The sequence below is a fragment of the Methylosinus sp. LW3 genome (genome assembly GCF_000527115.1).
Classification (GTDB): domain Bacteria; phylum Pseudomonadota; class Alphaproteobacteria; order Rhizobiales; family Beijerinckiaceae; genus Methylosinus.
The window spans coordinates 1,977,607-2,003,255 of record NZ_AZUO01000001.1 but is presented as its reverse complement, the minus strand read 5'-3'; the positions used below and the strand labels follow the sequence as shown (position 1 = coordinate 2,003,255).

26 protein-coding genes and 1 riboswitch are annotated in these 25,649 nt (G+C 66.1%); of the genes, 12 read left to right on the top strand and 14 right to left on the bottom strand.

Annotated elements, in window-relative coordinates:
- Positions 1-9: 9 nt before the first annotated feature.
- The 10 genes from METLW3_RS0110175 to fixJ form a co-directional block, all read right to left on the bottom strand.
- The gene (locus METLW3_RS0110175) at positions 10-876 is read right to left on the bottom strand and encodes a CDP-archaeol synthase (RefSeq protein ID WP_024879819.1); all 867 of its coding nucleotides are present in this window, start codon (positions 874-876) and stop codon (positions 10-12) included.
- Complete coding sequence (locus METLW3_RS0110170) at positions 873-1,652, bottom strand: isoprenyl transferase (protein WP_024879818.1); 780 nt, start codon at positions 1,650-1,652, stop codon at positions 873-875. Before METLW3_RS0110170 ends, METLW3_RS0110175 begins: the two co-directional genes overlap by 4 nt.
- A 73-nt stretch (positions 1,653-1,725) precedes the next feature.
- The gene (gene frr, locus METLW3_RS0110165) at positions 1,726-2,286 is read right to left on the bottom strand and encodes a ribosome recycling factor (protein ID WP_024879817.1); all 561 of its coding nucleotides are present in this window, start codon (positions 2,284-2,286) and stop codon (positions 1,726-1,728) included.
- 133 nt (positions 2,287-2,419) lie between these two features.
- Positions 2,420-3,148: a UMP kinase gene (gene pyrH, locus METLW3_RS0110160; protein ID WP_024879816.1), complete on the bottom strand. Its 729-nt coding sequence runs from the start codon at positions 3,146-3,148 to the stop codon at positions 2,420-2,422.
- Positions 3,149-3,243: 95 nt separating this feature from the next.
- Positions 3,244-4,527 (bottom strand): glycosyltransferase, encoded by a 1,284-nt coding sequence (locus METLW3_RS0110155; RefSeq protein WP_024879815.1) that lies wholly within the window; start codon positions 4,525-4,527, stop codon positions 3,244-3,246.
- On the bottom strand, positions 4,524-4,862 hold the full coding sequence (locus METLW3_RS0110150; RefSeq protein ID WP_024879814.1) for a hypothetical protein: 339 nt from the start codon (positions 4,860-4,862) through the stop codon (positions 4,524-4,526). Before METLW3_RS0110150 ends, METLW3_RS0110155 begins: the two co-directional genes overlap by 4 nt.
- Positions 4,863-4,928: 66 nt before the next feature.
- Positions 4,929-5,969, bottom strand: coding sequence for a hopanoid-associated sugar epimerase (hpnA, locus tag METLW3_RS0110145; RefSeq protein ID WP_348625816.1), 1,041 nt, complete (start codon positions 5,967-5,969; stop codon positions 4,929-4,931).
- A 209-nt stretch (positions 5,970-6,178) separates the two neighbouring features.
- Entirely contained in the window at positions 6,179-6,931 is a 753-nt protein-coding gene (locus METLW3_RS0110140) for a CDP-alcohol phosphatidyltransferase family protein (protein ID WP_036290830.1), read from the bottom strand.
- A 196-nt stretch (positions 6,932-7,127) separates the two neighbouring features.
- A complete protein-coding gene (locus METLW3_RS0110135; RefSeq protein ID WP_348625815.1) occupies positions 7,128-8,201 on the bottom strand; it encodes a polysaccharide biosynthesis/export family protein in 1,074 nt (357 codons plus the stop codon).
- 324 nt (positions 8,202-8,525) lie between these two features.
- Positions 8,526-9,224 (bottom strand): response regulator FixJ, encoded by a 699-nt coding sequence (fixJ, locus tag METLW3_RS0110130; protein WP_024879810.1) that lies wholly within the window; start codon positions 9,222-9,224, stop codon positions 8,526-8,528.
- Positions 9,225-9,541: 317 nt separating this feature from the next.
- Here fixJ and METLW3_RS0110125 point away from each other — a divergent pair, with 317 nt between their 5' ends.
- The 9 genes from METLW3_RS0110125 (at position 9,542) to METLW3_RS0110085 (ending at position 16,716) form a co-directional block, all read left to right on the top strand.
- The gene (locus METLW3_RS0110125; protein WP_024879809.1) at positions 9,542-9,979 is read left to right on the top strand and encodes a hypothetical protein; all 438 of its coding nucleotides are present in this window, start codon (positions 9,542-9,544) and stop codon (positions 9,977-9,979) included.
- Positions 9,980-10,069: 90 nt separating this feature from the next.
- Positions 10,070-10,621 carry a NifU family protein gene (locus tag METLW3_RS0110120; RefSeq protein WP_024879808.1) on the top strand — a complete coding sequence of 184 codons (552 nt, stop codon included), beginning with the start codon at positions 10,070-10,072 and terminating at the stop codon, positions 10,619-10,621.
- Between the two features lie 46 nt (positions 10,622-10,667).
- Positions 10,668-11,375, top strand: a complete 708-nt coding sequence (tsaB, locus tag METLW3_RS0110115; RefSeq protein ID WP_024879807.1) for a tRNA (adenosine(37)-N6)-threonylcarbamoyltransferase complex dimerization subunit type 1 TsaB — start codon at positions 10,668-10,670, stop codon at positions 11,373-11,375.
- Between the two features lie 11 nt (positions 11,376-11,386).
- The gene (locus tag METLW3_RS0110110) at positions 11,387-11,878 is read left to right on the top strand and encodes a GNAT family N-acetyltransferase (protein WP_024879806.1); all 492 of its coding nucleotides are present in this window, start codon (positions 11,387-11,389) and stop codon (positions 11,876-11,878) included.
- A 63-nt stretch (positions 11,879-11,941) separates the two neighbouring features.
- Positions 11,942-12,757, top strand: a complete 816-nt coding sequence (locus tag METLW3_RS0110105; protein WP_024879805.1) for a lysophospholipid acyltransferase family protein — start codon at positions 11,942-11,944, stop codon at positions 12,755-12,757.
- Between the two features lie 72 nt (positions 12,758-12,829).
- On the top strand, positions 12,830-14,212 hold the full coding sequence (gene miaB, locus METLW3_RS0110100; RefSeq protein WP_036308799.1) for a tRNA (N6-isopentenyl adenosine(37)-C2)-methylthiotransferase MiaB: 1,383 nt from the start codon (positions 12,830-12,832) through the stop codon (positions 14,210-14,212).
- Positions 14,209-15,255, top strand: coding sequence for a PhoH family protein (locus METLW3_RS0110095; RefSeq protein WP_024879803.1), 1,047 nt, complete (start codon positions 14,209-14,211; stop codon positions 15,253-15,255). The genes miaB and METLW3_RS0110095 overlap by 4 nt, the downstream gene beginning before the upstream one ends.
- Complete coding sequence (gene ybeY / locus METLW3_RS0110090; protein ID WP_024879802.1) at positions 15,252-15,770, top strand: rRNA maturation RNase YbeY; 519 nt, start codon at positions 15,252-15,254, stop codon at positions 15,768-15,770. Before METLW3_RS0110095 ends, ybeY begins: the two co-directional genes overlap by 4 nt.
- A complete protein-coding gene (locus METLW3_RS0110085) occupies positions 15,763-16,716 on the top strand; it encodes a hemolysin family protein (RefSeq protein ID WP_024879801.1) in 954 nt (317 codons plus the stop codon). The genes ybeY and METLW3_RS0110085 overlap by 8 nt, the downstream gene beginning before the upstream one ends.
- Positions 16,717-16,790: 74 nt before the next feature.
- On the opposite strand, the gene METLW3_RS0110080 is transcribed toward METLW3_RS0110085, so the two are convergent.
- Genes METLW3_RS0110080 through METLW3_RS0110070 form a run of 3 tightly spaced genes read right to left on the bottom strand, consistent with a single transcriptional unit; the run spans position 16,791 to position 19,990 of the window.
- Positions 16,791-17,327 (bottom strand): hypothetical protein, encoded by a 537-nt coding sequence (locus METLW3_RS0110080; protein ID WP_024879800.1) that lies wholly within the window; start codon positions 17,325-17,327, stop codon positions 16,791-16,793.
- Between the two features lie 50 nt (positions 17,328-17,377).
- Complete coding sequence (locus tag METLW3_RS0110075) at positions 17,378-17,941, bottom strand: hypothetical protein (RefSeq protein WP_024879799.1); 564 nt, start codon at positions 17,939-17,941, stop codon at positions 17,378-17,380.
- Positions 17,942-17,965: 24 nt separating this feature from the next.
- Complete coding sequence (locus tag METLW3_RS0110070; RefSeq protein ID WP_024879798.1) at positions 17,966-19,990, bottom strand: TonB-dependent receptor; 2,025 nt, start codon at positions 19,988-19,990, stop codon at positions 17,966-17,968.
- A gap of 110 nt (positions 19,991-20,100) precedes the next feature.
- A riboswitch (cobalamin riboswitch) is annotated at positions 20,101-20,305 on the bottom strand.
- Between the two features lie 137 nt (positions 20,306-20,442).
- Between METLW3_RS0110070 and METLW3_RS0110065 the strand changes: the two genes are divergently transcribed.
- Positions 20,443-20,874: a cupin domain-containing protein gene (locus METLW3_RS0110065; protein ID WP_024879797.1), complete on the top strand. Its 432-nt coding sequence runs from the start codon at positions 20,443-20,445 to the stop codon at positions 20,872-20,874.
- A 5-nt stretch (positions 20,875-20,879) separates the two neighbouring features.
- Here METLW3_RS0110065 and METLW3_RS0110060 read toward each other — a convergent pair whose 3' ends face one another.
- The gene (locus METLW3_RS0110060) at positions 20,880-22,331 is read right to left on the bottom strand and encodes an NAD-dependent succinate-semialdehyde dehydrogenase (protein ID WP_024879796.1); all 1,452 of its coding nucleotides are present in this window, start codon (positions 22,329-22,331) and stop codon (positions 20,880-20,882) included.
- Positions 22,332-22,640: 309 nt separating this feature from the next.
- Here METLW3_RS0110060 and METLW3_RS0110055 point away from each other — a divergent pair, with 309 nt between their 5' ends.
- Both METLW3_RS0110055 and METLW3_RS0110050 read left to right on the top strand, forming a co-directional pair.
- Positions 22,641-24,530: an extracellular solute-binding protein gene (locus METLW3_RS0110055; protein ID WP_245267283.1), complete on the top strand. Its 1,890-nt coding sequence runs from the start codon at positions 22,641-22,643 to the stop codon at positions 24,528-24,530.
- 6 nt (positions 24,531-24,536) lie between these two features.
- Complete coding sequence (locus METLW3_RS0110050) at positions 24,537-25,646, top strand: microcin C ABC transporter permease YejB (protein ID WP_024879794.1); 1,110 nt, start codon at positions 24,537-24,539, stop codon at positions 25,644-25,646.
- The last annotated feature ends 3 nt before the right edge of the window (positions 25,647-25,649 follow it).

Here is a 25,649-nt window from a genome sequence, read left to right as displayed (position 1 = left end):
TGACGCCGCCTACCAGATGAAAATGCCGGCGGCCAGGGACTCCTGACCGCGCAAACCGCCGAGCATGGCCGCGAAGGCGCTGGCGAAGATGAAGCCGTCGACGCGATCCATCACGCCGCCATGGCCGGGGATGAGCCGGCTCGAATCCTTCACGCCGAAACGGCGCTTGATCCAGGATTCGAAGAGATCCCCCGCCTGCGCCAGCGCCGCCGCGACAATGCCGACGAAAAACAACGGCAGGGTCGCCGCCGCGCTCCAGCGGCTGAGATAGACGACGCCGACTCCGGCGAGCGCGCCGCTGGCGAGGCCGACCAGCGTTCCCGACCAGGTCTTGCCGGGCGAGACGCGCGGCCACAGCTTCGGCCCGCCGATCAGCCTTCCGCCGAAATAGGCCATCACATCGGTGCCCCAGACGACGGCGAACAGCCAGGCGATGGAGATGGCGCCGAAATCCGGAGAATGGCGCAGCACATTGGTGGAAACGATCAGCGAGCCCGCGTAGAGGAGCCCGGCCGGAGCCCACAGCCTGCGCCCTGGCCCCGCCAGCATCGAGAGAATCGCCGAGAAGAAGACGAGCGAGGCCAGCGCGGCCGGGCCGGCTCCATGGGCGGCGAAGGCCGTCGCTCCGGCGAGCGAGGCGCCGCCGAGCGCGAAGCGCGCGAGCGCCATCTTGCCGCCGACGATGCTCTGCCACTCCCAGGAGACGGCGAAGCCGGCGAGCAGCCAGAACAGCGCGAAGGCGTCGCCGCCGACATAGAGCGCGACAACCGCGGTCGCGATCAGCGCCGCCGCCGAGCCGATGCGGGGGCCGAGATCGGAGAATTGCCCGCCCTTCGCGCCGGCTTTGGCGGCGGGCGGCTCGGAAGGCTCGCTCATGAAGCGGTCTTCGCTCTGCGATCGACCGGCGCAAGGCCACCGAACCGCCGATCACGCTGCGCATATTCGTCGATCGCAGCCTCGAAATCCGCCCGGCTGAAGTCCGGCCAATGGACAGGCACGAACAGCAATTCCGCATAGGCGGCCTGCCACAGCATGAAATTGGACAGGCGCTGCTCGCCGCTGGTGCGGATGATGAGGTCCGGATCGGGCATGTCCGCTGTGTCGAGGCGCCGGGCGATCGCCTCGGCGTCTACGTCCTGCGGGCGCAGCCGACCGGCGGCGACCTCCTCGGCGAGCGCGCGCGCCGCCGCGGCGATCTCCTGCCGCGCGCCATAATTGAAGGCGACGACGAGGGTGAGGCCGGTGTTGGCGGCGGTCGTCTGCTCGGCCTCGCGCAAGAGCGCGGCGATCTCGGCCGCGAGATCCTCGCGCGCGCCGATGACCTTCACGCGGACATTATTGCCCTGCAGCTCGGCGAGATCATTGCGGATGAATCGATGCAGCAGCGCGAGCAGGCTCTGCACCTCCTCGGGCGGACGCGACCAATTTTCCACAGAAAAGGAATAGACCGTCAGATAATCCACTCCGAGCTCGATCGCCGCGCGCACTGTCTTGCGCAGGGCGTCGACGCCACGCCTGTGACCCTCGAATCGCGGCAGGCCTCGCGCGGCCGCCCAGCGACCGTTGCCGTCCATGATCAAAGCGACATGACGCGGCGCGGATCTCGGCGCCAAGGCCGGCGCTCCCAGCTCCAATATTCCACCGTCTCCCATTTTTTTTGTTCCGCGCCATACTCGAGAGCTCGAACCGGACCGGCCGGCGTCTCGTGAAAATCGAAAAGACAAATCAAACTTGCATGATCTCTTTTTCTTTTTGCGCGAGAATGGTGTCGATCTCGCGCACCGACTCGTCGGTCGCCTTCTGCGCCTCGGCCTCGTGACGCTTGGCGTCATCCTCGGGCAGAGCGTGGTCTTTCAGCAGCTTCTTCAATGTGTCGAGGCCGTCGCGGCGCACATGCCGGACGGAGACGCGCGCATCCTCGGCATATTTATGCGCGATCTTGACCAGCTCCTTGCGGCGCTGCTCGTTGAGCTCGGGCGTGCGAATGCGCAGCACCTGACCCTCGATCGTCGGCGAGAGGCCGAGATTCGAATCGCGAATCGCCTTGTCGACGGCGCCGACGAGGCCCTTGTCCCACACCTGCACGGCCAGCATGCGCGATTCCGGCACGCTGATCGTCGCCACTTGGTTGAGCGGCGTCGCCTGGCCATAGGCCTCGACGTGAATCGGCTCCAGCAGGCTCGCCGAAGCGCGTCCGGTGCGAAGCCCGCCGAGCTCGTGCTTGAGGGTCGCCAGCGCGCCCTGCATGCGGCGTTTCAGTTCGGGCAGATCGAAAGTCTGAGCCATAGGAAACTTTGCCTATTCGTGAAGTTCTGTCGGTTCGAACGAGCGGGCCGCGCCGGCTCAGGGGTCAGAGCGTTTCATAGAACATAATCCGCCGAGGCGGAAATCACCGGCCGCATTCCGAGCGCGTCGTCCTCTAAGGAACGACATGGGTGGCCCGCCCTCGTCCTTCCAGCACCGCGCGGATCGCGCCCGCCTCGGCGATGGAGAAGACGATTATGGGAATCTTGTTCTCGCGAGCAAGAGCGAAGGCGGCGGTGTCCATCACGGCGAGGTTTTTGGCGATGGCCTCGTCATGGGTCAGCTGCTCATAGCGCCGCGCCGAAGGGTCGCGCTTGGGATCGGCGGTGTAGACGCCATCGACCTGAGTCGCCTTCAGCACGGCGTCGGCCGAGAGCTCTGCGGCGCGCACCACGGCGGGGGTGTCGGTGGTGAAGAAAGGCAGGCCCGTGCCGCCGGCGGCGATGACGACGCGGCCCTTGGCGAGATGATGCAGCGCCGCGCGCCGCGAATAGGATTCGAGGAGCGAGGGCATGGGCACGGCCGAGAGCGCGCGCGCCTGGCGGCCCTGCGCCTCTATCGCCTGCTCGAGCGCGAGCCCGTTCATCACCGTCGCCAGCATGCCGATCGAATCGGCGCGGGCGCGCTCTATGCCCTTGTCGGCGCCTTGAATGCCGCGAAAGAAATTCCCGCCGCCGACGACGACCGCGATCTGCGCGCCGAGCGCGGCGGAAGCGGCGAGATCCTTGGCGATGCGCTCCAATGTCGGCGCATGCAGCCCGTGCGGGGCGTCGCCCATCAGCGCCTCGCCCGAGAGCTTGACGACGACCCGCTTCCATTTCGGCGGGCTCGAAGGGTCCGTCATCGACGCCTCTCTTTCGCTGGTGGGCCTTTGTTCGACCTTAATAGGAAACCGCCGCCGCTCCGGCAAGGCGCGCCGCGCCGCGGGAGCGGCGGCGCTCACAAAGCGCGGAGGAATTCGTCGATCGTCTCGAAAAAAGAAGCCGCATCGCGGCGCGGGAATCCCTTGATTCGACGCGAGGCCGCGGCGCGGCGCGGAGAATCGGGGGCGCTATAGTCGAGAATGGCGTCGCGCCAGCCGAGACCGTCGAGCGGATCGATATAATCGAGCGTATCGTCGGCGATCTCGCGAAACGTCTCTATGTCAGAGGCGATGATCGGCGCGCCGCAAGCGGCGGCCTCGGCGATGGGCAGGCCGAATCCTTCCGCGAAAGAGGGCGCGAGCGCGGCCCTCGCGCCGGCGAGCAGAGCCCGCAACGCCGGCGTCGACAGGCCTGAGACCTCGATCACATGCGGCCGCAGCGCCGTGCAGCGCTCCAGCATGTCGAGCACATTCTCATTGTGCCAGCCGCGCTTGCCGACGAGGACGAGCTTGGGCGTCGCCTCCCCGTCGCGCTCGGCGAGCTCGCGCCAGACATTGAGCAGCAGCATGTGATTCTTGCGCGGCTCGATCGTCCCGCAGAGCACGAAATAAGTCTTATCAGCGAGGCGCGAATCGACGGCCGCCTTCGTCTCGAAGGCGGGAGCGACCGGCAGTCCGGCGAGGCAGATCGGCAGATCGGCCCTGCCCTGGCCGCGTGCGAAATCGGCGACGCGGCGCCCGACCGCCTGCGAGCCGACGACGACGCCCGCCGCAAGCCGCGAGATATTGCCCATGGCGACGCGATGCTTGTCGCGCTCCGCCGGGCGAAAAAGCTCCGGCGCCTCGAGCGGCAGCAGATCATGCACGAAGAACACGGGCTTCACGTCCGGCCGGGACTCGAGCCAGCGCAAATGCCAATTCTTGTCGACCGGGAACTGGCTGGCGTTCACATAGATGGCGTCCCTCGGCGCTTCGGAGGGGGGCCGGCCAAGGCGAAAGGCCCAGCGGCGCATGGCGCGCCAGTTTTCCGGGACGACGCCCCATCCGCGCCGCCGAATCCGCGCCGCACCGAGCTGGCCGGAAGGCGCTTCGCCGAGCGCCGCGACGAGCCGCTCGAACACCGCGTCCTCGCGCGGATCGAGAAACTCGTTCCAATAGGTCTCTATGTCGGTGAGCGTCTGCAGCGCCTCTTTCGCGGAGGCGAGCCGCGGCCCCAGCGCCGCAGTGGCCAGCGCAACGCTGTCGCCGGCGGCGAGAAAATGCCGCGCCAGCGCGAAATCGACCCGATCTATCCCATTGGGCGTCGGATTGAGCGCGCGCGTGACGAGTCGCGTGACGTCATAGACCACGGGCCGCGTCATTTGCGGCACCGCTCGCCCCGCTCGCGGCATCGCCAATGGTCGATAATGTCGTTGGATTCCCGAATCACGCGCTCGCTCTCCTTGGCGAGACATTCGCGATAATGGAACACCGAGGCGATATAGGCCTGGACCTCTGCCCCGCAGGCTTCGGCCGGCTGGCCGGACATGAAGACGCAGGGGGGCGACCCCGGCTGCACGCAGAGATTGAAGCCAGGAGCCGCCTGCGGGAAAGCCGCCTCGGGAAATAAGAGCGCCGCCGCCGATGCAGCGAGACGCATGAGGAACAGCACGCGCCGTCCCGCTCCGCGCGCGGGCGGACGCCGATCGATGATCATCCGACGCTCGTCATGAAAACTGCCACGCGCGGAGAATTGCCCCGTCGCGCGGCCGCGCGCAAGCGCCTATTCGCCGGGCGCTCCACCCGGCGCGCGGCGGGCGCCGGACGGCGCCTCGCGCGTCTCGGCGGCGCGCGCGCCGAACCATTCGACCGCATCGGCGAGCGCATGGCGATAGGGACGCGAACGATAGCCGAGCTCGCGGCGCGCCTTCGAATCGTCGAAGAACATGGTCGTCGCCGAGAGGCGCAGGCTCTCGACATTGAGGAAAGGCTCACGGCCTGTGAGGCGCGCCAACGCCTCATTGGCGTGAGCGAGCGGCAGCAGCGGCCAGCGCGGCAGACGCATGCGCGGCGGACGGCCGCCGATAAGAGTCGCCACCTCGGCGAGCAGCTCGGAGAGCTCCACATTCTCGCCGCCGAGAATATAGCGCTCGCCGATTCGCCCCTGGCGCAGAGCGGCGAGATGGCCGACGGCGACATCGGCGACATGCACCACGGCGAGGCCGGTGTCGACATAGGCCGGCATATTGCCGCGCATCGCCTCGAGGACGATGCGGCCGGTCGGCGTCGGGCGGACGTCGCCTGGGCCGAGCGGCGCGGAGGGATTTACTATAATGGCCGGCAGCTGCAGCCGCTCCACCATATCCTCGACGAGCCGCTCAGATAGGAGCTTGCTGCGCTTATAAGCGCCGAGCCGGTCGCAGACCGCGAGCCGACGCGTCTCGTCGCAGAGGCCGGAGGCGTCGGGCGCGAGCGTCGCGACGCTGCTCGTATGAACGATTCGCTCGACGCCGGCGCGCAGAGCCTCCTCCATGACGATGCGCGTTCCGTCGAGATTGGTGCGCATGACGACGCGGGGATCGGGCGCCCAGAGGCGATAGTCGGCGGCGACATGGAAGAGATAGCGCACGCCCGTGAGCGCGGCGCGCAGGCTCTCGCGGTCGGTCACATCGCCTTCGAAAATCTCATATTGCGGGCGGAGATTGGCGCGCGGGCTGGTCGGCCGGACGAAAGCGCGCACGCGAAAGCCCTGCTCGTGCAGCAGGGCGGCGACGGCCCCTCCGATGAAACCGCTCGCGCCGGTGACGAGGGCGATATCACGCATGTCGCTCGTCATAGCCAAAACGTCGATAGGCTCCATTGCGCCGGCGCCGGAGGCGCCGCTCTCACGACGCATTTGGGGCGCGAGTCCGCCAAAGCAAGCCCCGCCGCAAGCTCTCGCTCGCGCCGCAGGTCGTCACCCCGGCAAAGGTCGTCGCCTTGGAAAATCTGATGCGCCGTCAAAACCGAGCCTGCCGTCCTGTTCCGTCGCCTTTAGCCGGCCGAGGCGCTGGGAAGCTCGCGCGCGGGCTCGGCCGCAGCCGGCTCGGCCGCGGAGCGGCGCGTCGGCAGGCGGTGGATGGTCGCCGATTCATGGTCGTCGTCGCGGTCCATTCGCGACAGATCCTGACGCACCATCAGGACGAAGAGCGCAAAAGCGATGGCCGACATCGTTCCGATGGTCACGTCGAGGACGGAGAAGCGCCACAGCTGCGCCTCCACCACCTGCGGGCCGAGCCAGCAGGCGAAGATGCTCCAGGCCGCGACCAGAATACGAAACTCCGTCGCGCCCATGCCGCCATAGGACAGGCGATGCACGCCGGCCGTCGCCACGCGCAGATAGGTGTAGGAGCTCATCAGCAGATAGAGCGAGAGCACGAACAGCGCCGACGGAAGCGTGAAATAGGGTGAGACGCCAAGGCCGACCACGATCAGGCTCTGCGCGATCAGATCGCTCGAATGATCGAGCAGGAAGCCATAGCGCGGACGCTCGATCCCGCGGTAGCGGGCCAGAGTGCCGTCGAGCGAATCGCCGAACCAGTTCAGGAACAGGCCGGCCACCACCAGTATGAGGAAACCGGCCGACCAATGGGTGAGCGCGAAGCCCGCCGCAGTCATCGCCGCGCCGACCAGCCCGGCCGCCGTCAGATGATCCGGCGTGGTCCAGGCGGGGAGTCGCGGCGCCAGCGCCTGCAGCACGTGGCGCTCGCCCCTCGCCAAAAGGCTCGTGTTCAATCGGTTCGCCAAGAAACCCCCTCGAAAACCAAGCCCGCCCTCGCAGCCCATAGCGCCGGTGACACAGTCTCACCCGGGGCCGCGCGTCTTATTGCATCGCAATATCGTCAACCGTCAGCTTGCCCGCGGCGGGCCTTCGCGTCAATCGCTATCACCGCGCCTCGGGCCGAATTTCAGACGGTCCAGTAATGGCTTCGCGCGTAAGTGGTCACTTCACCGCAGCGCCGACCGCCGCGCCCTGAATCGCCGGCTGCGTCAGCATGGAAACGAGCTGGAACGCCTTGGCGATCTCGGTCACAGGCGCATTGGACACATACAATATGTCCTTGTCCCGCATCGCGAATCGCCGCGCCGTGAACAAGGAGGCCGGATTGCGCATGTCGAGATGATAGGCGACCGGAATCAGCCGTTGCGAGGCCAGCAGCGGCGACACGGTCGGGTAATCGGCGATCACCGCCGTCGGCTCGTAACGCAGCACGAACAAGCCGCTCGGATCGGCGCGCTGATCGGCGAGGCCGCCGGCCTTGCCGATCGCCTCCTCCAGAGTGATTCCCCGCGCGTCGAAAGGCACCACGGCGTTCGCCCCCGTCGCGCCAGCCACAGTGAAGGTCTGCGGCGTGCGCTCCACCGTCAGCACATCGCCCGGACGCACGAAAATATTCTCGCGCGGATTGGCGAGCAGCGCCTGGATCGGCGCGCGCGCAGTGCGGTCGCCGCGCGTCAGGCTGATGAAGGTCTCATGCACCGGCGAGCGGAAGCCGCCGGCCTGGGCGATGACGTCCATCACGCGGTCGCCGCGCAAGGTCAGCGGCACGCGCGCGCCCTGCGTCACCTCGCCCGTCACCGTCGCCGTATTGCTGATGTTGCGCGACACATTGACCAGCGCCTGCGGCTCGATCGCCTTGCCGCGCAGCCGATCGATGATGACCGCCTCCACCTCCTGCTGGGTGCGGCCGGCGACCTGAATGCGCCCGGCGTAAGGAACGGTCACGGAGCCGTCGCGCCCGACCGTCTGGTCCGGAATCGCCGCCGAGCGCGAGCCCGGACTGGTTCGATCCGTCGCCGGCGAGGAGAACAGGCCGCCCGAGGCCGCCTCCCAAAGAGTGATCTGCAGCGTGTCGCCGACGCCGATCGGCTGCGAGGCCGGCGGACGATAGTCGCCGAAGGAGCCGCGCAGGCCGGGCGCGCCATGCTTGGCCAGCGCCGCCACTACCTGGCCGTCGATCTCGACGAGGGCGAAGGCCGTCTCCGGCTGCGATTCGCTCGGCACGCCCGCGGTCATCACCGCATCGCCCGAAGGGCCGCTGCCCGGAAGCAGGCTGCAGCCCGAAAGCGAAGCAGCCGCAAAAACCCCGAAAATACGAAGCGTCTTCAAAACCACGCCGCCCCCGACCAATGCTCCGAGCCGCTCCCGGAGCTTCGCCGCGCGCCCAAATGACCCCGTCTCTTTGGCGAAGACAAGGCCTCACGCGCCGCGCCGGCTCTTTATCGCCCGGCTGTGACCGGTTCGCTACAGCCTATGGTTAACAAAAAGGACGCTCCGGCGTCCGGAGCGTCCTGTGAGAAGCGTCTTGGTGAGAAGCGCAGACGACTGCGCGCCGGCTCGTCAGCCCTTGCCGCGCGCCTGCTCGGCGGCGAGCGACATGCGCACCAGCTCCGAGAGGCTGCCGGCGTTCATCTTCAGCATCACATTGGCGCGATGGACCTCCACCGTGCGGACGCTGATGCCGAGCTCGCGGCCGATGACCTTATTGGGCATGCCGTGCAGCAGGCGCTCGAGCACCTCGCTCTCGCGCGCGGTGAGAGTCTGCAGCCGCGCCTCTATGGTCTGCGTCTCCGCTGCGCGGAACTGCTCCTCGCGCTCATAGGCGAGCGCGAGACGCACGCAGGCGAGCAGCGCCTCATTGTCGAAGGGCTTCTCCAGAAAGTCGAAGGCGCCCTGCTTCATCGCCTGCACGGCGAGCGACACATCGGCATAGGCGGTGATGACGACGACCGGCAGTGACAAGCGCCGCGCCTTCATCGCCTCCAGCAGCTCTATGCCGGTCATCTCCGGCATGCGCGCATCCGTCACCACGCAGCCTGTGTCGCCCGGCTCCACCGACGCCAGAAGATGGCTGGCGCTCTCATGCGAGCGGACCCGAAAGCCGTCCGTCGACAGCAGAAGGCTGAGGGAATCACGAACGGCGTCGTCATCATCGACGATATGGATCGTGGCGTCTCGACTCGTCCTCTCCTGCGGAATAGAGCACATCCGCCGAGACATATCGTCGACGAGCGGACTCGTCAGCGGCGGCTGGACCATGTGCATCGCTCGTCTCGAGAGAAAAAGGCGGCGCATTCGCGCGCCGGAGCATGAAACGCGAAGCATTGCTGCGCATCGCGTGGCGGCGGACAGATCATCATCAAGAACCTCGGAATAACCAACCGCGGAAAAGCTCTGTGCTCGACCCATGCGCCGACTTTCGATCGGCGTGACCCGCGCTATAATCATTATTCGGGCGCTACAGAGATTGACAAACTGGGGAATACACGTACTCGGGAAACGCGCAGGTGCGAATCACGAACGCATGTTCGAACATTATTCACGCAGCGCGGCGCGGTGCGGTTTTTCGGCGCGCCATGGCGACGACGAGAGGCTTCTTCCATGCATGCCTGCTGATGGCGACGCTTCACGGAGCCTGCGCGCAAGAGATCGCGCGCACAGACCAAGAGGACTCGCGCGCAGACGATGACACACGCGCGCAATGGCTGCGGCAGATCGACGAAGCGCGCGAGCGCTATGACTCTTTCGCGTCGCGCGTCGTCGCCGATCTCGATCGCATCGCGGAGGCTCGCGCGGAACGCGAGGACGCGCGTCTCGACGATCCGACATTGCGGCGCGGCGACATTCTGGTCACGGCGACGGGCTTGCTGATGTTCAAAGGCTCCCGCAAATTTTTTCCCGATCTCTCCGATTTCGAGCCCATCGGCGAAGCGCGCGCGCGGCGCTCGGACCATGCCGCGACGCTGCTCGACATTTTGCGCGCCCACGCCCGCGCCGGCCGTCGCGGCGGTTGAGGCGATTGCTGCGGCGCGGCGGATTTCGTGCTACATAAGCTCCGTAACATCGCCACGCCGGCCTTGAACCGGACGCCGCGGAGAAGACCAATGTTCATTCAGACCGAATCCACGCCCAATCCCTCCACGCTGAAATTCCTGCCCGGCCGCCCCGTCCTCGCCGAAGGCGCGCGCGAGTTCCGCACGCCGGAGGCCGCCGCCGCCTCGCCGCTCGCCGGCGCGCTGCTCTCCATCGACGGCGTCGAGGCGGTGATGTTCGGCCCGGATTTCGTTTCCGTCACCAAGACCGACGCCGAATGGGCGCATCTGAAGCCGGCCATTCTCGGCACGATCATGGAGCATTTCAGCTCCGGCCAGCCGATCGTCATCGAGGGCGCCGAGGTTGCTCCCGCGGAATTCTTCGATCCTGCCGACGCCGAGACGGTGGCGCAGATCAAGGAGCTGATCGTGACGCGGGTGCGTCCAGCGGTCGCCAATGACGGCGGCGACATCACTTTCCGCGGCTTTCGCGACGGAACCGTCTATGTGGCGATGAAGGGGTCCTGCTCCGGCTGCCCCTCCTCCACTGCGACGCTCAAGAACGGCATAGAAAATATGCTGCGCCATTTCGTGCCCCAGGTCACGTCCGTGCAGCAGGTTTGAGAGGCCGCTTTGAAAGCCGCGCGAAACCCGTCATAATCCGCCGGCAATGAGAATCCTCGCCATCGACACGGCGCTTCCCGCCGTCTCCGCCTGCGTGCTCGATCTGGGCGCCGCCGACCCACTCGCCATCGAGACGGCGCCGATGGAGCGCGGCCACGCCGAGGAATTGCTGCCGCTCATCGAGCGCGTCGTCGCCGCGGCGGGCGGCGGCTTCGGCTCCATCGGACGGGTGGCGGTCACGGTCGGGCCGGGCTCCTTCACCGGCATCCGAATCGGGCTCGCGGCCGGACAGGCCATCGCCCTCGCCGTGAAGGCGCCCATCGTTGGCGTCTCCACTCTGGCGGCGCTGGCCGCGCCTTATGTTCTGCTCCCCTTCGACGGCGTGGTGGCGGCGGCGATCGACGCGCGCCATGGCCAGGTCTATGTGACCGCCTATGGGCCGGACGGCCGCACTCTTTTGTCGCCGCGCCGCGTCGGCGCCCATGAGGCGCTGCGCGCGCTCGGCTCCGGCCCGCTGCGGCTGATCGGCTCCGGCGCGCCGCTGCTGGCCGAGGAGGCCCGCCTCGCCGGCCTCGAGGCGGAGGTCGCCAGCCGCGCGCCGGCGCCCGATATCGCCTTTGTCGCCCGGCTCGGCCTCGTCGCCGATCCGGCGACCGCGCCGGCTCGCCCGCTCTATTTGAAGGCTCCCGACGCCAAGCCTCTGGAGCGCCCGCCACAAGAGCGACCGCTGCAAGACGCCCCGGCCGGCGCATGAGCTCCCGCGTCATGAGCCTGTTTTCGACCTTCTTCCCCAAGCCGCATTATGTGATCCGCCCCATCGGCGCCGATCACGCCTATGATTGCGCCAAGATTCACGCGGGCTCCTTCGCCTTCCCCTGGTCGAAGATCGATTTCGAGAGCCTTTTGACCGACCGCATCGTGCTCGCCGACGGCGCGATGAACGAGCGCCTGCTCAAGGACGAGATGGGCGGCATGGCGCTGTCCCGCCTGCTGCCGCCGGACGCCGAGATTCTGACCTTCGCCGTCGATCCGGCCCGCCGCGGCGCCGGACTCGGACGGGCGCTGCTCGCGGCGCATCTCGGCAATCTCGAGCGCGGCGGGGCGCGCCTCGTCTTCCTCGAGGTGGGCGAGGACAACGCCGCCGCGCTGAAGGTCTATGAGAAGCTGGGCTTCAAGACGATCGGCCGGCGCGAGAATTACTATCAGCGGCCCAATGGCGAGCGTCAGGCCGCGCTGACGATGCGCTGCGAGCTGTGATATCCGGCCAATAGCGCGCCGACGCTGTCACGAAACTGTCGTTCGCGCGTTAGAGACAGGGCCATGCCTTATCTGCGCGCGCTCGCTTTCGTCCTGGCGATGACCGGGGCCTTCGTCATCTTCGTCCCCATCCAATGGCTGGCGCGGAGACGGCGCTGGGAGCTGCGTCATAATATTCAGACCGGCTTTTGCCGGGTGATGTGCGCGATCATCGGCATAGATGTGCGCGAGCAGGGCCGGCTCGCGGGAGCGAGTCCGCGATTCGTCGTCGCCAATCACGTCTCCTGGACCGACATCATCGCCCTCGCCAGCCGCTATCCACTGGTCTTTCTGGCGAAGTCCGAGGTCTCCGCCTGGCCGGTGCTCGGCTTTCTGGCGCGGCTGCAGGGCACCGTCTTCGTCGAGCGCGGCAATCGACGGGCCATCCCCATCGTCAATGCGGCTCTGGCGGAGCGGCTGCGACAGGGTGACGATATCGTCGTCTTTGCGGAAGGCACGTCGAGCGACGGCGCCGGCGTGCTGAAATTCAACGCCTCGCATTTCGCCATGCTGAGCGAGCTCGCGGCCACGAACGCGGCCGCGCCCATGCTCGCCCCGGCCGCCATTCTCTACACGGAGCGAAACAGCGGGCTGGGCGACAGGCTCGATGTGGGCTGGTACGGGGATATGACTTTCCTCCCACATTTATGGAGTCTGATGAAGCGCGGCGGCGCCAAATGCTATATATTGTGGGGCGAGGCGGTGGACCCCGGCTCCGGCGACCGCAAGGCTCTCGCCGCCGCCACAGAGGCGCGCGTGCGAGAACTTCTGGCGACGGACGTTGCGGGCCGGGAAAGCGAGAGTAATATCGCCCCGGCGCGAGACCACGCCGCCCGTTGAGGAGAAACCGAGATTTCCGACGCCGCATCGAAGCCCGCGCCCGCCTCATCCCTCGAGCAAGCGCCGGGAGCCCTGGGAACCGCGAAAGCCTATGTGAAATCATATGGCTGTCAGATGAACGTCTATGACGCGACGCGCATGGCCGATCTGCTCGCGGCGCGCGGCTATGCGGAGGCCGCCGATGAGGACGACGCCGATCTCGTCGTGCTGAACACCTGCCATATTCGCGAGAAGGCGACGGAAAAGGTCTATTCCGAGCTCGGCCGCCTCGCCCGGGTGAAGAGCGAGCGCAGCGCCGAAGGCCGGGACTATCGAATCGTCGTCGCCGGCTGCGTCGCCCAGGCGGAGGGCGAGGAGGTGCTGCGCCGCCAGCGCGCGGTCGATCTCGTCGTCGGGCCGCAGAGCTATCACCGCCTTTCCGATCTTTTGACCCGCGCCGAGGCCGGCGAGCGCGTCGCCGAGACGGATTTCGCCGTCGCCGACAAGTTCGAGGCGCTGCGCCGCGCTGCGGCCGCGGGCAAGCGTGTGCGCGACGTCACCGCCTTCATCACGGCGCAGGAAGGATGCGACAAATTCTGCTCCTTCTGCGTGGTGCCGTACACGCGCGGCGCGGAAATGTCGCGCCGCCCCTCGGAGATCATCGAGGAGGCGGAGGCGCTGGCCGCGGCCGGCGTGCGCGAGCTGACCGTCATCGGCCAGAACGTCAACGCCTATAGCGGCTTGGACGAGAATGGCGCGCCCTGGTCCCTGCCCCGCCTGCTGGCGCGGCTGGAGTGTATCGAAGGCGTCACGCGGCTGCGCTACACCACGAGCCATCCGATCGACATGACGCAGGAGCTGATCGACGCCCATGCCGAGTTGCCGACGCTGGCGCCCTTCGTGCATCTTCCCGTGCAATCCGGCTCGAATCGCATTTTGAAGGCGATGAACCGACGCCATGACGCGAGCTTCTATCTGGACATCGTCGCGCGGCTGCGCGTGGCGCGGCCGGATATTGCGCTGTCTTCCGATTTCATTGTCGGCTTTCCCGGCGAGACCGACGCGGATTTCGAGGCGACGATGGAGCTCATTCGCGCCGTCGGATTCGCGTCCACTTTTTCGTTCAAATATTCGCCGCGCCCCGGCACGCCCGGCGCCGAGCGCGAGGATCAGATCGACGAGAGCGTCAAATCCGAGCGGCTCGCCATTCTCCAGGCGCTGGTCGAGGAGCAGCGGCAGGCGTTCAACGCCGCCACTGTGGGCCGCACGGTCGAGGTGTTGTTCGAGAAAGCCGGCCGGCACGAGGGTCAGATCGCCGGCAAGAGCCCCTATATGCAGCCCGTCCATGCGATGGGCGGCCTGGAGCTCATCGGAAAGACTCTGCCGGTGACGATCGTCGCCGCCGGCTCCAATTCGCTGGCCGGCGGCATCGTCGGCCGAACGAGCCTTGAAGCAGCGAGGGAGGCCGCCCTGTGACGCTCGACCGCGAGAGACGGGTCTTCGAACAGCCGGACGCGCCGCGTTCGGGCGAGCCGGAGGCGGAGATCACGCTCGCCTTCGAGGATAATCGTTACGCCTCGCTGGTTTTCGGCCTCTATGACCAGCATCTCGCCAAGATCGAGCGGCGCCTCGCCGTCTCCTGCTTCGCCAATGGCAATCATGTCACGCTCAAGGGCCGACCCGAGGGCTGCGAGCAGGCCCGCCGCGTGCTCGAAATTCTCTACGGCCGCGTGCAGCTCGGCCAGAAAGTGGGCCTCGGCGACGTGGATGGCGCGATACAGGAATCCGCCCGCCAGGGCAGCCTCTTTCCTGAGGCGGAGCCCGGCCGCGCCGTCTTCGAGCAGATTTCGACGCGCCGGCGTGGTCCGGTGCGGGCGCGAAACCTCGCCCAGGATCTCTATCTGCGGGCGCTGAAGCGCCATGAGCTGGTCTTCGCCGAAGGGCCGGCCGGCACGGGCAAGACTTGGCTCGCCGTCGGCCATGCGGTCTCGCTGCTCGAGCAGGGCGCGGTCGAGCGCATCATCCTCTCGCGCCCGGCGGTGGAGGCCGGCGAGCGCTTGGGCTTCCTGCCCGGCGACATGCGCGAGAAGGTCGATCCCTATCTCAGACCCATCTATGACGGCCTTCATGATTTCATGGACCCGCGCATGGTGGAGCGCGGCATTCAGACCGGCATGATAGAAGTGGCCCCGCTCGCCTTCATGCGCGGACGCACGCTCACCAAGGCATGCGTCTTGCTCGACGAAGCGCAGAACGCCACCTCCATGCAGATGAAAATGTTTCTCACCCGTCTCGGCGACGGATCGCGTATGATCGTCAATGGCGACCCGTCGCAGACCGATCTCCCGCCCGGCCAAAAATCCGGATTGAGCGAGGCGATCGCGCTGCTTTCCAATATAGAGGGCGTCGGAAGGGTGAAATTCGCCGAGGGCGATGTGGTGCGCCACGACCTCGTGCGGCAAATCGTCGGCGCCTATGAGGCTGCCGGGCGGGAGAAGGCGAAGCCTCGAGAATCATGAGCGTCGCGATCGACATTATCGTCACTGCGCCCTGCTGGGATCAGCAGGCCGGCCTCGACGAGCTGACGCAGAGTACCGTGCGCGAGTGCGTCGCCCAGACGGCGGCGCCGCTCGCGCCGGACTGCGAGCTGAGCGTCAACTTCACCGATGACGCCACCATCCGCGAATTGAACGCGCAATGGCGCGGCATCGACAAGCCCACCAATGTGCTCTCCTTCGAGACGCCCGGCCCGCTCGCGCGCCGCATGGCGCTCGGCGATATCGTCATCGCGCATGAGACGGTCGCGCGCGAGGCGACGGAGCAGGACAAGAGCTTCGAGGCGCATCTCACGCATTTGCTCATTCATGGATTTCTGCATCTGATCGGCTACGACCATCAAACTCCACGGGAGGCCGAAGAGATGGAGGCGCTGGAGCGCCGCATAGCGGCGGCGCTCGGCCTCAATGATCCTTACGAAGGCTCCGAGCCCGTGGCGGAAGCTTCATCCAAAGGAAAATCGAACGGCGATGTCTAGGACGGATAATGGCGAGCACGCGGCCACGAGGCGCGAGCAGCGAAGCGGCATCGTCGATCGGCTGCGCGCGCTCATCGGGCTGGGCTCGCCCTCGGTGCGCGAGGACATAGAGGAGGCGCTGGAAGGCGCCGCCGGCGATGTGACGCCGCATGAGCGCGTGCTGCTGAAGAATGTGCTGGCCCTGCATGATCTGCGCGTCGCCGACGCGATGATCCCGCGCGCCGATATCGTCGCCGTCGCGCAGGACGCGACTCTCGGCGAGACGCTTGCGCTGTTCCGCAACGCCGGCCATTCCCGCCTGCCCGTCTATGGCGACACGCTCGATGATCCGCGCGGCATGATCCATATTCGCGATTTCGTCGATTATCTCGCCTCGCTCGCCGAGCGCGCCGAGCCTGTGACGGCGGAAGCGCCGGCGCCGAGCGAGCATGCGCCGACCGTCTCCCTCGCCGCGATCGATTTTTCCGCGGAACTCTCCACCGTCACCGTGCTGAAGCCGGTGCTCTATGTGCCGCCCTCCATGCCGGCGCTCGATCTCCTGGTGAAGATGCAGGCGACGCGGACGCATCTCGCGCTCGTCATCGACGAATATGGCGGCACGCATGGGCTGGTGACGATGGAGGACATCGTCGAGATGATCGTCGGCGACATAGAGGACGAGCATGACGTCGATGAGGAGCCGCGCATAGAGACCGTATCCGACGGCGTGTTTCTCATCGACGCCAAGGCCGATCTCGAGGAAGTGTCGCAGCGGCTCGGCGTCGATTTCACGCCCGAAGACGACGGCGCCGAAGTGACGACGCTCGGCGGCCTCGTCGCCTCGCTCGCCGGCCATGTGCCCATGCGCGGCGAGATCGTGCCCGCTCCGGTGGAAGGCTGGGAGTTCGAGATCGTCGAAGCCGATCCACGCCGCGTCGCGCGGCTGCTGGTGCATGCGCCGAAATAGGCTTCTCCCGCGAAAACGCTACCCGATCCGTTTGGATCGGATAGCGTTCGCATTCTAGGCTTCTGTGACGCGCGTCAGGCGTGGCGCGCAGGACGCAACGCGACGATCGTCGAGCAGACCAGCGCCGCGGCCCAGAGGCCGAAGAAGGCGCAGGCGTTGATGGTGAAGATGCGCGCGACGCTGGCGAGCGCATAATGCGAGACATCGCCGCCCACAGCGCGGGTGATGGCGAAGAGCGCGCCCTCATAAACGAGAAAGCTCGCGGCGAGCGCGGCGAAGGGCGCGCCGGCGCCGACAGCAAAGCGCGCGGCGAAACGCGCGGTCTCGCAGCAGATGAGCGCGATGATTCCGAGCGCGCCGCCCCAGGCGAGCGTCTCGAAGTCCAATGGATAATGCAGCATGGTGAAGCCGACGAGCTGATTGGCGAACCAGATCGCCGCTGTCAGCGCCAGCGCATTGCGCCGCGCGCTGGTGAGCGCCGCAATGGCGGCGAAGCCCGCGAGCGGCGCCGCGCAAGCGAAAGCCAGCGAGAAGAAGGCGCCGACGAGAATGAGCGCGCCGCTCCAGAGCAGATTGCGCTCATCGATGATGGGAAGTGAAAGCCTTGTCATACGATGCTCCTTTTTAACGAGCCGGGCCAGACGCCCTGCTCTGCCGAAGATCAATGCGCGGGCCGATCGAGCGGATCGGGCTCGACGAGACCGAGCCAGCGCGCCCGCAGCGCATCCCACAATGCGAGCCGCGACCAATCGGGCTCACGCAGGATTTTCTCCGTCTCTGGATGCAGAAACGGATTGGGCAAGAGCACGGCGAGCTGCTGCTCATCCGCGCCATTGAACAATTGCAGGCTCCAGGACATTGGAACGCATGTCCCCGAGAAGCGCCGATGCAGCTCCGCGCGCGCCGTGCGCCTGTGCTGCGCGAGCTCTGGCGACGTCGGCCGGCTGCGCGGTCCTTTCGTCTCGCCGATGCAGATGTGAAAATGCGTCTGCCCGAAAGCGATGGTGAGATAGCCATCGAGCAAACCAATGCGCGTCGGCGCATGATCGACATGTATCTCGAATGCCGCGCCTTGAATGATCGGCCCGAACACGATCTCGCGCCAATGATTGTCGAAGAGATCACGCAAGAGCGCTTCCAGGCTCTGCGCGTCGGTCGGCAGAGCGAATACATCGACCGGCGTTCCATCCGGCTCCATGCGCCGTTGCGGCGTCGCATCCGTCATTGGTTCATTCTCCCTGAAGCCTCGTCACCAGCTGAACTTCACGCCGCCATAAATGGAGCGTCCCGCCGTTCCGTAATCATAGACTTCCTCATAGCGCGCATCGTTGACGTTCTCGATCCGCGCGAACACAGACATGCGCTCGTCGATCTTGTAATCGGCGAAGAGATCGAGCTTTGCGTAAGGCGCGAGCATCACGCGCTGCGAGAAAATATAGTCGTAATCGGGGTTCGGCCCCACGACGGTGAGGCGCGCCTCGAGCTCAAGCCCTGCGATTCCCGTGTAGATGAGGGAGCCCGTCGCCTTGTCGCGCGGCCGGCGGAACAGGCTGCGCTGCGTCGTCAGATTTTCCGCGGCGAGATGCGTGTAGCTCGCGCGCAAACGCCATTCGCCGGGAACGACAATCGCCTCGCCGGAAAATTCGACGCCTTTCGTGCGCGCGCGACCGACGTTGTAATAGCAGCCGAAAGCCTGTGTCGCAGCGCAGCTCGGCGCGCGGCCGAATTCGATGAGATCGCGAAAGCGATTTTCGAACAGCGACAGAGACGCGTAGAGACGCTCGCCGAACAAGGATTGATCGACGCCGACGTCATAGCCGACGCTCGTTTCCGGCGCGAGCGTCGGATCGCCATATTGGCTGAAGCGCTGATAGAGCGAGGCGACGCGCGCGCCCGTTCCAGCGCTGCCGCGTAATTTCGTTCCAGTCTCCTCGAGGCGATAAGCGGCGGTGGCGCGCCATGTCGCGAATGTGCGGTTCTGATCCACAGCGTCGATGCGGCCGCCATAGCTCACATCAAAGCGCTCGAGCAAGGTGAGCTTATGCTGCGCGAAGCCCGAATGCGTCGTCTGCGCAGCTTCGATCGGCGTGAATGTGGTCGGCGGAACCGGGTCCTGCGACGTGCGCACGGACTCCGTCTCATTGCGCGCGCCGAAGGTCAGCAGGCCGAAGCCGCCGAGCGTGAGATCGCCCTGATATTCGAAGCCGCGCCGCGCGCCGCGATAGCCACGCCGGCAATTGTAGGAATTATAGCTGCCGTCATAGCAGGAGCGCGCCTGCCACACGTCTCTGCTCGTCGCATTGGCGAAGAGGGTGAAGCGATTGTGCAGAGCGCGATCGAACATATCGGCGTCGATGCGCGCAAAGCCCTGCGCGAATGTCGCATGCTGATGGTTCTGCGGATCGAAAACATCCACGGCGGAGAAAGAATAGGGATTGTCGAAGCGGATCGCGCTGTCATAGCCGTAGAAGCCGGCTTCGACCGAGACATCCTCATTCACGCGATAACCGAGACGCGCGCTGGCGCCGCCTTTTCTGGTCGGATCATTGGGCGGCAGAGGCGGCAGAGGCGTCTTGCCGTCGCCGATCGTCAGCGGCCGCGTGATGCGATAGCCATAGCGCGGATGGCCGTCGATCGTCAGCGCATCGATCGCGAATGCGTACCACAAGCGATCCTCGCTTCCCGAGACGCGCGCGCGCAAATGTCCGGTTCCATAGGAGCCGCCTTCCAGGGAGAGAGACGCGCGCGGCAGCCCCTCGCCTTTGCGGGTGACGATGTGAATGACGCCGCCCATCGCGTCGGAGCCATAGAGCGCCGATTGCGGGCCGCGCAGCACCTCTATGCGTTCTATGTCGGAGGCGACGAGGCCGCCGAGATCGACGGAGCCATCGGTGGAGGACGGATCGCCGATGCGCACGCCATCGACGAGGACGAGCGTCTGGCCTGGCGTCGCGCCACGCAGAAAGACGGAGGTCTGCGCGCCGGGGCCGCCGGTCTCATAGAGATCGAGGCCCGGCGCGCCGCGCAGCGCCTCGGTGAGGCCGGTCGCGCCGCGCTTCTCGATCTGCGCGGACGGGATCACAGTGACGGCGGAGGAGGATTTGTCGACGCGCTCCTCGACGCGATCGGCAGAGACGATGGTCGCCGCGCCGATCTCGACCGTGGGCAGCGCCTCCTGCCCAGCTGCGGAAGCGGGAAGGAGAAGTGAGACGAAAACGAGCGCAATATGAGAAACGGCGCCCGCAAGGGCGGCCCGATGGGACAGGGAGGACATTGCCGGAAGACTCGCAGCAGACGTGGGCCGTCACTGCGAAAGGTCGCGGCCCTCTCGCGCTATGCGAAAAGGGTCTCGGCCGCCTCGGTGCACCCCGCCCGACGCTATCGCGCGTGACCACGACTGATGGCAGGTCTCCTGGCTCGCGGGTCAGCGCCTTCGGATCGCCTTCCCGGAGCGTCTGCTCCAGTGGCTCGTTTGATCCTCGGCTCGCCGCTCACAGTTGCGGGGGCAGCCGCGGCTTCGCGCCGTCGCCGGCGCTCACCGCATTCCCTTTTGATCCCTCGGAAGGGAACCATCCCTTTCAATAGAGCCGCGCAGCGCCGCCCTGTCAAGCGCCCGTCCGCATGTTCGGAACGAAGCCTCGCGCGGCGCGTTGGGACTGCGGCGGCGGGTCTCGTCCCGGGTCTCTCGCCCCATGGAAAATTCGATTCGAATTTCGGAGAAGATAAATGAGCGCCATTCACCTCGTCGCCACCAATGACCTGCCGCGCGCCAAAGTCGGCGGCGTGGACGATCCGAGCGTGCGCTGGGCGGGAGCCTTCGCCTCCTGCGGCGAGCATGGCGCGACGCAATCCTCGACCATCGTCTATGAGATCGAGCCCGGCGGACGGCTCGGCTGGCACACCGACGCCACCGAGGAGACGCAATATATTCTCGGCGGCTCCGGCGAGTTGCGCGCCGAGGGCGGCGTCACCCATCATGTGCGGCCGGGCGACGTCTTCGTCATTCCGACGCCGCTGCGGCATGATCTCGTCAACACGGGTGAGGAAACGCTGCGCGCCGTCGCCTTCTTCGCGGCGCCGATGTTCACGCAGCGTTTCGACAATGTGATGATCGCGCCCGACGTGCATGTGCTGGGCACGCCGAATCGCGCAGGCTGAGCGCCTCACATATTGCCGAGACAGACATATTTGATCTCGAGATAGCTCTCTATGCCGTATTTGGAGCCCTCGCGTCCCATGCCCGACTGTTTCACGCCGCCGAAAGGCGCCGCCTCGCTCGACATCAGCGACTCGTTGACGCCGACCATGCCGAATTCGAGCGACTCTGCGACGCGGAACACGCGCGCTATGTCGCGGCTGTAGAAATAAGCGGCGAGGCCGTAATGCGTCGAATTGGCGAGGCGGATCGCCTCCGCTTCATCCTCGAAGGGGGTGACGGCGGCGACAGGGCCGAAAATCTCCTCCTGGAAAATTTGCATGTCCTGCCTCGCGTCGACGAGCACGGTCGGCGCATAGAAATTGCCGCCGAGCTCATGGCGCCCGCCGCCGGTCAGCACTTTCGCGCCGCGCGCGCGGGCGTCGGCGACGAGACGCTCGACCTTCTCGACCGCCGCTTCCTCGATCAGCGGGCCGATGACGACGCCGGGCTCGACGCCGCGCCCGACCTTCAGCTTCGAGGCCGCCTCGGCGAGCTTGGCGGCGAAGGTCTCCGCCACATCCCTATGCACGAGGAAGCGATTGGCGCAGACGCAGGTCTGGCCGCTGTTGCGATATTTGGTCGCGAGCGCGCCCTTCACCGCGAGATCGACATCGGCGTCCTCGAACACGATGAAAGGCGCGTTGCCGCCGAGCTCCATCGAGCATTTCTGCACATTCTCCGCCGCCTGGCGCAGAAGAATTTTCCCCACTTCTGTCGAGCCGGTGAAGGTGATCTTGCGCACGGTCGGATTGGAGGTCAGCTCCACGCCGACGCTGGCGGGGTCATTCGTCGTCACCACATTGAGCACGCCGTCCGGCACGCCGGCGCGCTGGGCGATCTCGGCGAGCGCTATGGCCGAGAGCGGCGTCAGCTCGGCAGGCTTCACCACCATGGTGCAGCCGGCGGCGAGCGCCGCGCCAGCCTTGCGCGCGATCATGGCGGAAGGGAAGTTCCAGGGCGTGATCGCGGCGGTGACGCCGATCGCCTGCTTGAACACGAGAATGCGCTTCTCGCGCGCCTGCTGTGGAATCACATCGCCATAGACGCGGCGCCCCTCCTCCGCGAACCAGTCGAAATAGGCGGCGGCATAAGCGATCTCGCCGCGCGCCTCGGCGATCGGCTTGCCCTGCTCCGCGGTGATGATCTGCGCGAGGCGCTCCTGATCGGCGAGCAGCAAATCATGCAGGCGCCGCAATATTTGCGCGCGCTCCTTGGCGAGCTTGCCGCGCCAGCCGGGCAGCGCGCGCTCGGCGGCCTCGATCGCTCGGCGCGTCTCGGCCGCGCCCATGTCCGGGACCTCGGCCAATACCGCGCCCGTAGCCGGATCGCGAACGGCGAAGGTCGCGCCATTGTCGGCGGCGACGAAGGCGCCGTCGATGAAGGCCTGGTGGCGGAACGGGCGGGGCTCTCTGGTCATCTCGGCTGCGCTCCCGACGCGATACGAAAGGGGCCATCGAATACGGCGCCTTGGCCAGCGGACACAACATTTAGCTTCCGCAAATCGCGCGGGAGAGGCCCGCCCGCGGTCCCGCTGCCTGAAAAGCGGCGCTTTCCGGGCCTATCCGGCGCGCTGCCGCGAAAGGCGGAACCGCAGCCCCGGCTCGCGCGTCATATGGGAAGCAACTGCAATCTCATATGGCTTCATCCCGAAAATCCGACATAATCGCGGGATTCGCGTAAGCCGCCGCGCTCGCGCCAGTCATGACGCCCCGAAAGCGAGATCACCTTGGCTGAAACACGCAATTTTCTTCCCGTGACGCGCCGCCGGGCGCTCGCCGCCCTCTCGAGCCTCGCAGGGCTGGCCCTGCCGGGATGGGCTGTGCGCCCCGCCCTCGCCGAAGCTGCGCCGGGCGAGACCGAGAGCCATGGGCTCTCCATTTTCGGCGAGCTCGCCGAGCCGGCGGATTTTCCGCATTTCGCCTATGTGAACCCCAAGGCGCCCAAGGGCGGAACGCTGGTGATGGAGCCGCCGCCGCCCGAGAAGAACAGCTATGATTCGCTCAACCCGTATATTTTGCGCGGCAATCCGGCCGCGGGCGTCGGGCTCATCTATGACACGCTGATGGCCGGCAGCCTGGACGAGCGCGACGCGCTCTATGGGCTCGTCGCGAAAAAGGTGCGCATCTCCGCCGACAAGCTCACCTATACGTTCTTCCTGCGCAAGGAGGCGCGATTTCACGACGGCTCGCCGCTCACCGCCCATGACGTCGCCTTCTCGCTCGACATTCTGAAGGCGGAAGGCCATCCGATGATCGCGCAATCGATGCGCGATCTCGTCAGCGCCAAGGCCGAGGCGGATGACGTGCTGGTGGTGAAATTCGCGCCCGGCCGCGCGCGCGATCTGCCGATCATCGTCGCCAGTCAGCCGATTTTCTCCAAGGCCTATTACACCAAGCACAAGTTCAACGAGACGACGCTCGAGCCTCCGCTCGGCTCCTCCTCCTATAAGATCGGCGCGGTCGACCCGGGCCGCTTCATCGCATTCCAGCGCGTGCCGGACTATTGGGCGAAGGATTTGCCGGTCAATGTCGGCCAAGCCAATTTCGACGCGATACGCTTCGATTATTACGGCGACCGCAATGTCGCTTTCGAGGCTTTCAAGGCCGGCGCCTTCACCGTGCATGAGGAATTCACCTCGGCCATCTGGGCGACGGGCTATGATTTCCCCGCCTTTCGCGACGGCCGCGTGAAGCGCGAGGAAATTCCCGATTACAACATATCGGGAACGCAGGGCTGGTTCATGAACATCCGCCGGCCGGTGTTCAGCGATCCGCGCGTGCGCAAGGCGCTCGGCTATGCATTCGATTACGAATGGACCAACCATAATCTCATGTACGACTCGTATAAGCGTACGAGCTCCTATTTCGAGAATTCCGATCTCGAGGCCGTCGGCGTTCCGACGCCGGCCGAGCTCGCTCTGCTGGAACCGTTCCGCGATCGCCTGCCCAGGGAAGTCTTCGAGGCGCCGTTTCAGCCGCCGGTGTCGGACGGCTCTGGACAGGATCGTAATCTGCTGCGCAAGGCCGTCGATCTCTTGACCGAGGCCGGCTGCACGCGCAAGGACGGCCTGCTGCGCCTGCCCGACGGCAAGCCGCTCGAATTCGAGTTTCTCTACAATACCAGCATGTTCGAGCGGCACACGCAGCCCTTCATCAAGAATTTGAAGCTGATCGGCGTCAACGCCCGCATGCGCATCGTGGACGCCGCGCAATACAAGTCGCGCCTCGACGATCACGACTATGACGTCATCATGGAGCGCGTGCGCATCGCCTATTCGCCGGGCGAGGAGTTGCGCATCATGTTCAGCTCCGAGGCGGCGCGCACCAAGGGCTCGCAAAATGTCATCGGCGTCGCCGATCCGGTCGTCGACGCTCTGATCGAGAAGGCGCTGGTCGCCACCTCGCGCGAGGAGCTGGCCGCCATCTGCCGCGCGCTCGATCGCGTGCTGATCGCCGGCCAATATTGGATTCCGCATTACTACAAGCCGACGCATTGGATCGCCCATTGGGACGTGTTCGGCCGCCCGGAGCGCTATCCGCGCTTCGACACGGGCATAGCCGCGACATGGTGGTGGGACGACGCCAAGGCGCGCAAGATCAACTATGCGGGGCGCTGAACCAATATGGCAGCCTATATTCTACGACGCCTGCTGCTGATGATCCCGACGATCCTCGGCATCATGCTCATCTCCTTCGCCATTGTGCAATTCGCGCCGGGCGGCCCTGTCGAGCGCGTCATCGCGCAGCTGCAGGGCTACGACATGGGCGCGACCTCGCGCTTCTCCGGCGGCGGCGGCGATGTCGGCCGGGGCGGCGCGGCGACGCCGGGCGCCGGCGCGGAAGGCGCCTCCAAATATCGCGGCGCGCAGGGGCTCGATCCCAAATTCATCGCAGAGCTGGAAAAGCAGTTCGGCTTCGACAAGCCGGCCTGGGAACGCTTCCTGCTGATGGTGAAGAATTACGCCGTCTTCGACTTCGGCCGCAGCTATTTCCGTGACGAGAGCGTGCTGAAGCTCATCGGAGAGAAGCTGCCCGTCTCAATGTCGCTCGGCCTATGGATGACGCTCATCTCCTATTCCGTCTCCATTCCGCTCGGCATCGCCAAAGCGGTGCGCGACGGCGAGCGCTTCGACTCCTGGACCTCCAATCTCGTCATCATCGGCTATGCGATCCCGAGCTTCCTCTTCGCAATGCTGCTCATCGTGCTTTTCGCCGGCGGCTCCTTCTGGCAGATATTCCCGCTACGCGGCCTTGTGTCGGAGAACTTCTCGGAGCTGTCGCTCATCGGCAAGGCAGGCGATTATCTATGGCACATCTGCCTGCCGGTGCTCGCCATGACGCTCGGCGCCTTCGCGACGCAGACCTTTTTGACTAAGAATTCCTTCCTCGACGAGATCCGCAAGCAATATGTGCAGACGGCGCGGATGAAGGGCCTCACCGAGAATCGCGTGCTCTATGGTCATGTGTTCCGCAACGCCATGCTCATCGTCGTCTCCGGCTTTCCGGGCGCCTTCGTGCACGCCTTCTTGACCGGCTCCGTGCTGATCGAGACCATCTTCTCGCTCGACGGGCTCGGCTATCTCTCCTACGAATCCATCGTCAATCGCGATTATCCGGTGGTGTTCGCCAATCTCTATATTTTCGCGCTGCTGGGCCTCGTGGTGAATCTCCTCTCCGACCTCACCTACACATGGATCGATCCGCGCATCGATTTCGAGACGCGCGAGGTCTGACCG

Coding starts and splice junctions, on each gene's coding strand:
- METLW3_RS0110110 (WP_024879806.1), top strand. CDS start 11,387: ATGAGCCTGTTTTCGACCTTCTTCCCCAAGCCGCATTATGTGATCCGC.
- METLW3_RS0110070 (WP_024879798.1), bottom strand. CDS start 19,990: ATGTCCTCCCTGTCCCATCGGGCCGCCCTTGCGGGCGCCGTTTCTCAT.
- fixJ (WP_024879810.1), bottom strand. CDS start 9,224: ATGGTCCAGCCGCCGCTGACGAGTCCGCTCGTCGACGATATGTCTCGG.
- METLW3_RS0110175 (WP_024879819.1), bottom strand. CDS start 876: ATGAGCGAGCCTTCCGAGCCGCCCGCCGCCAAAGCCGGCGCGAAGGGC.
- tsaB (WP_024879807.1), top strand. CDS start 10,668: ATGAGAATCCTCGCCATCGACACGGCGCTTCCCGCCGTCTCCGCCTGC.
- pyrH (WP_024879816.1), bottom strand. CDS start 3,148: ATGACGGACCCTTCGAGCCCGCCGAAATGGAAGCGGGTCGTCGTCAAG.
- METLW3_RS0110075 (WP_024879799.1), bottom strand. CDS start 17,941: ATGACGGATGCGACGCCGCAACGGCGCATGGAGCCGGATGGAACGCCG.
- METLW3_RS0110120 (WP_024879808.1), top strand. CDS start 10,070: ATGTTCATTCAGACCGAATCCACGCCCAATCCCTCCACGCTGAAATTC.
- METLW3_RS0110155 (WP_024879815.1), bottom strand. CDS start 4,527: ATGACGCGGCCCGTGGTCTATGACGTCACGCGACTCGTCACGCGCGCG.
- METLW3_RS0110125 (WP_024879809.1), top strand. CDS start 9,542: ATGGCGACGACGAGAGGCTTCTTCCATGCATGCCTGCTGATGGCGACG.
- METLW3_RS0110085 (WP_024879801.1), top strand. CDS start 15,763: ATGTCTAGGACGGATAATGGCGAGCACGCGGCCACGAGGCGCGAGCAG.
- METLW3_RS0110150 (WP_024879814.1), bottom strand. CDS start 4,862: ATGATCATCGATCGGCGTCCGCCCGCGCGCGGAGCGGGACGGCGCGTG.
- METLW3_RS0110065 (WP_024879797.1), top strand. CDS start 20,443: ATGAGCGCCATTCACCTCGTCGCCACCAATGACCTGCCGCGCGCCAAA.
- METLW3_RS0110135 (WP_348625815.1), bottom strand. CDS start 8,201: ATGACCGCGGGCGTGCCGAGCGAATCGCAGCCGGAGACGGCCTTCGCC.
- ybeY (WP_024879802.1), top strand. CDS start 15,252: ATGAGCGTCGCGATCGACATTATCGTCACTGCGCCCTGCTGGGATCAG.
- METLW3_RS0110170 (WP_024879818.1), bottom strand. CDS start 1,652: ATGGGAGACGGTGGAATATTGGAGCTGGGAGCGCCGGCCTTGGCGCCG.
- METLW3_RS0110050 (WP_024879794.1), top strand. CDS start 24,537: ATGGCAGCCTATATTCTACGACGCCTGCTGCTGATGATCCCGACGATC.
- METLW3_RS0110105 (WP_024879805.1), top strand. CDS start 11,942: ATGCCTTATCTGCGCGCGCTCGCTTTCGTCCTGGCGATGACCGGGGCC.
- METLW3_RS0110060 (WP_024879796.1), bottom strand. CDS start 22,331: ATGACCAGAGAGCCCCGCCCGTTCCGCCACCAGGCCTTCATCGACGGC.
- frr (WP_024879817.1), bottom strand. CDS start 2,286: ATGGCTCAGACTTTCGATCTGCCCGAACTGAAACGCCGCATGCAGGGC.
- METLW3_RS0110080 (WP_024879800.1), bottom strand. CDS start 17,327: ATGACAAGGCTTTCACTTCCCATCATCGATGAGCGCAATCTGCTCTGG.
- hpnA (WP_348625816.1), bottom strand. CDS start 5,969: ATGCGTGATATCGCCCTCGTCACCGGCGCGAGCGGTTTCATCGGAGGG.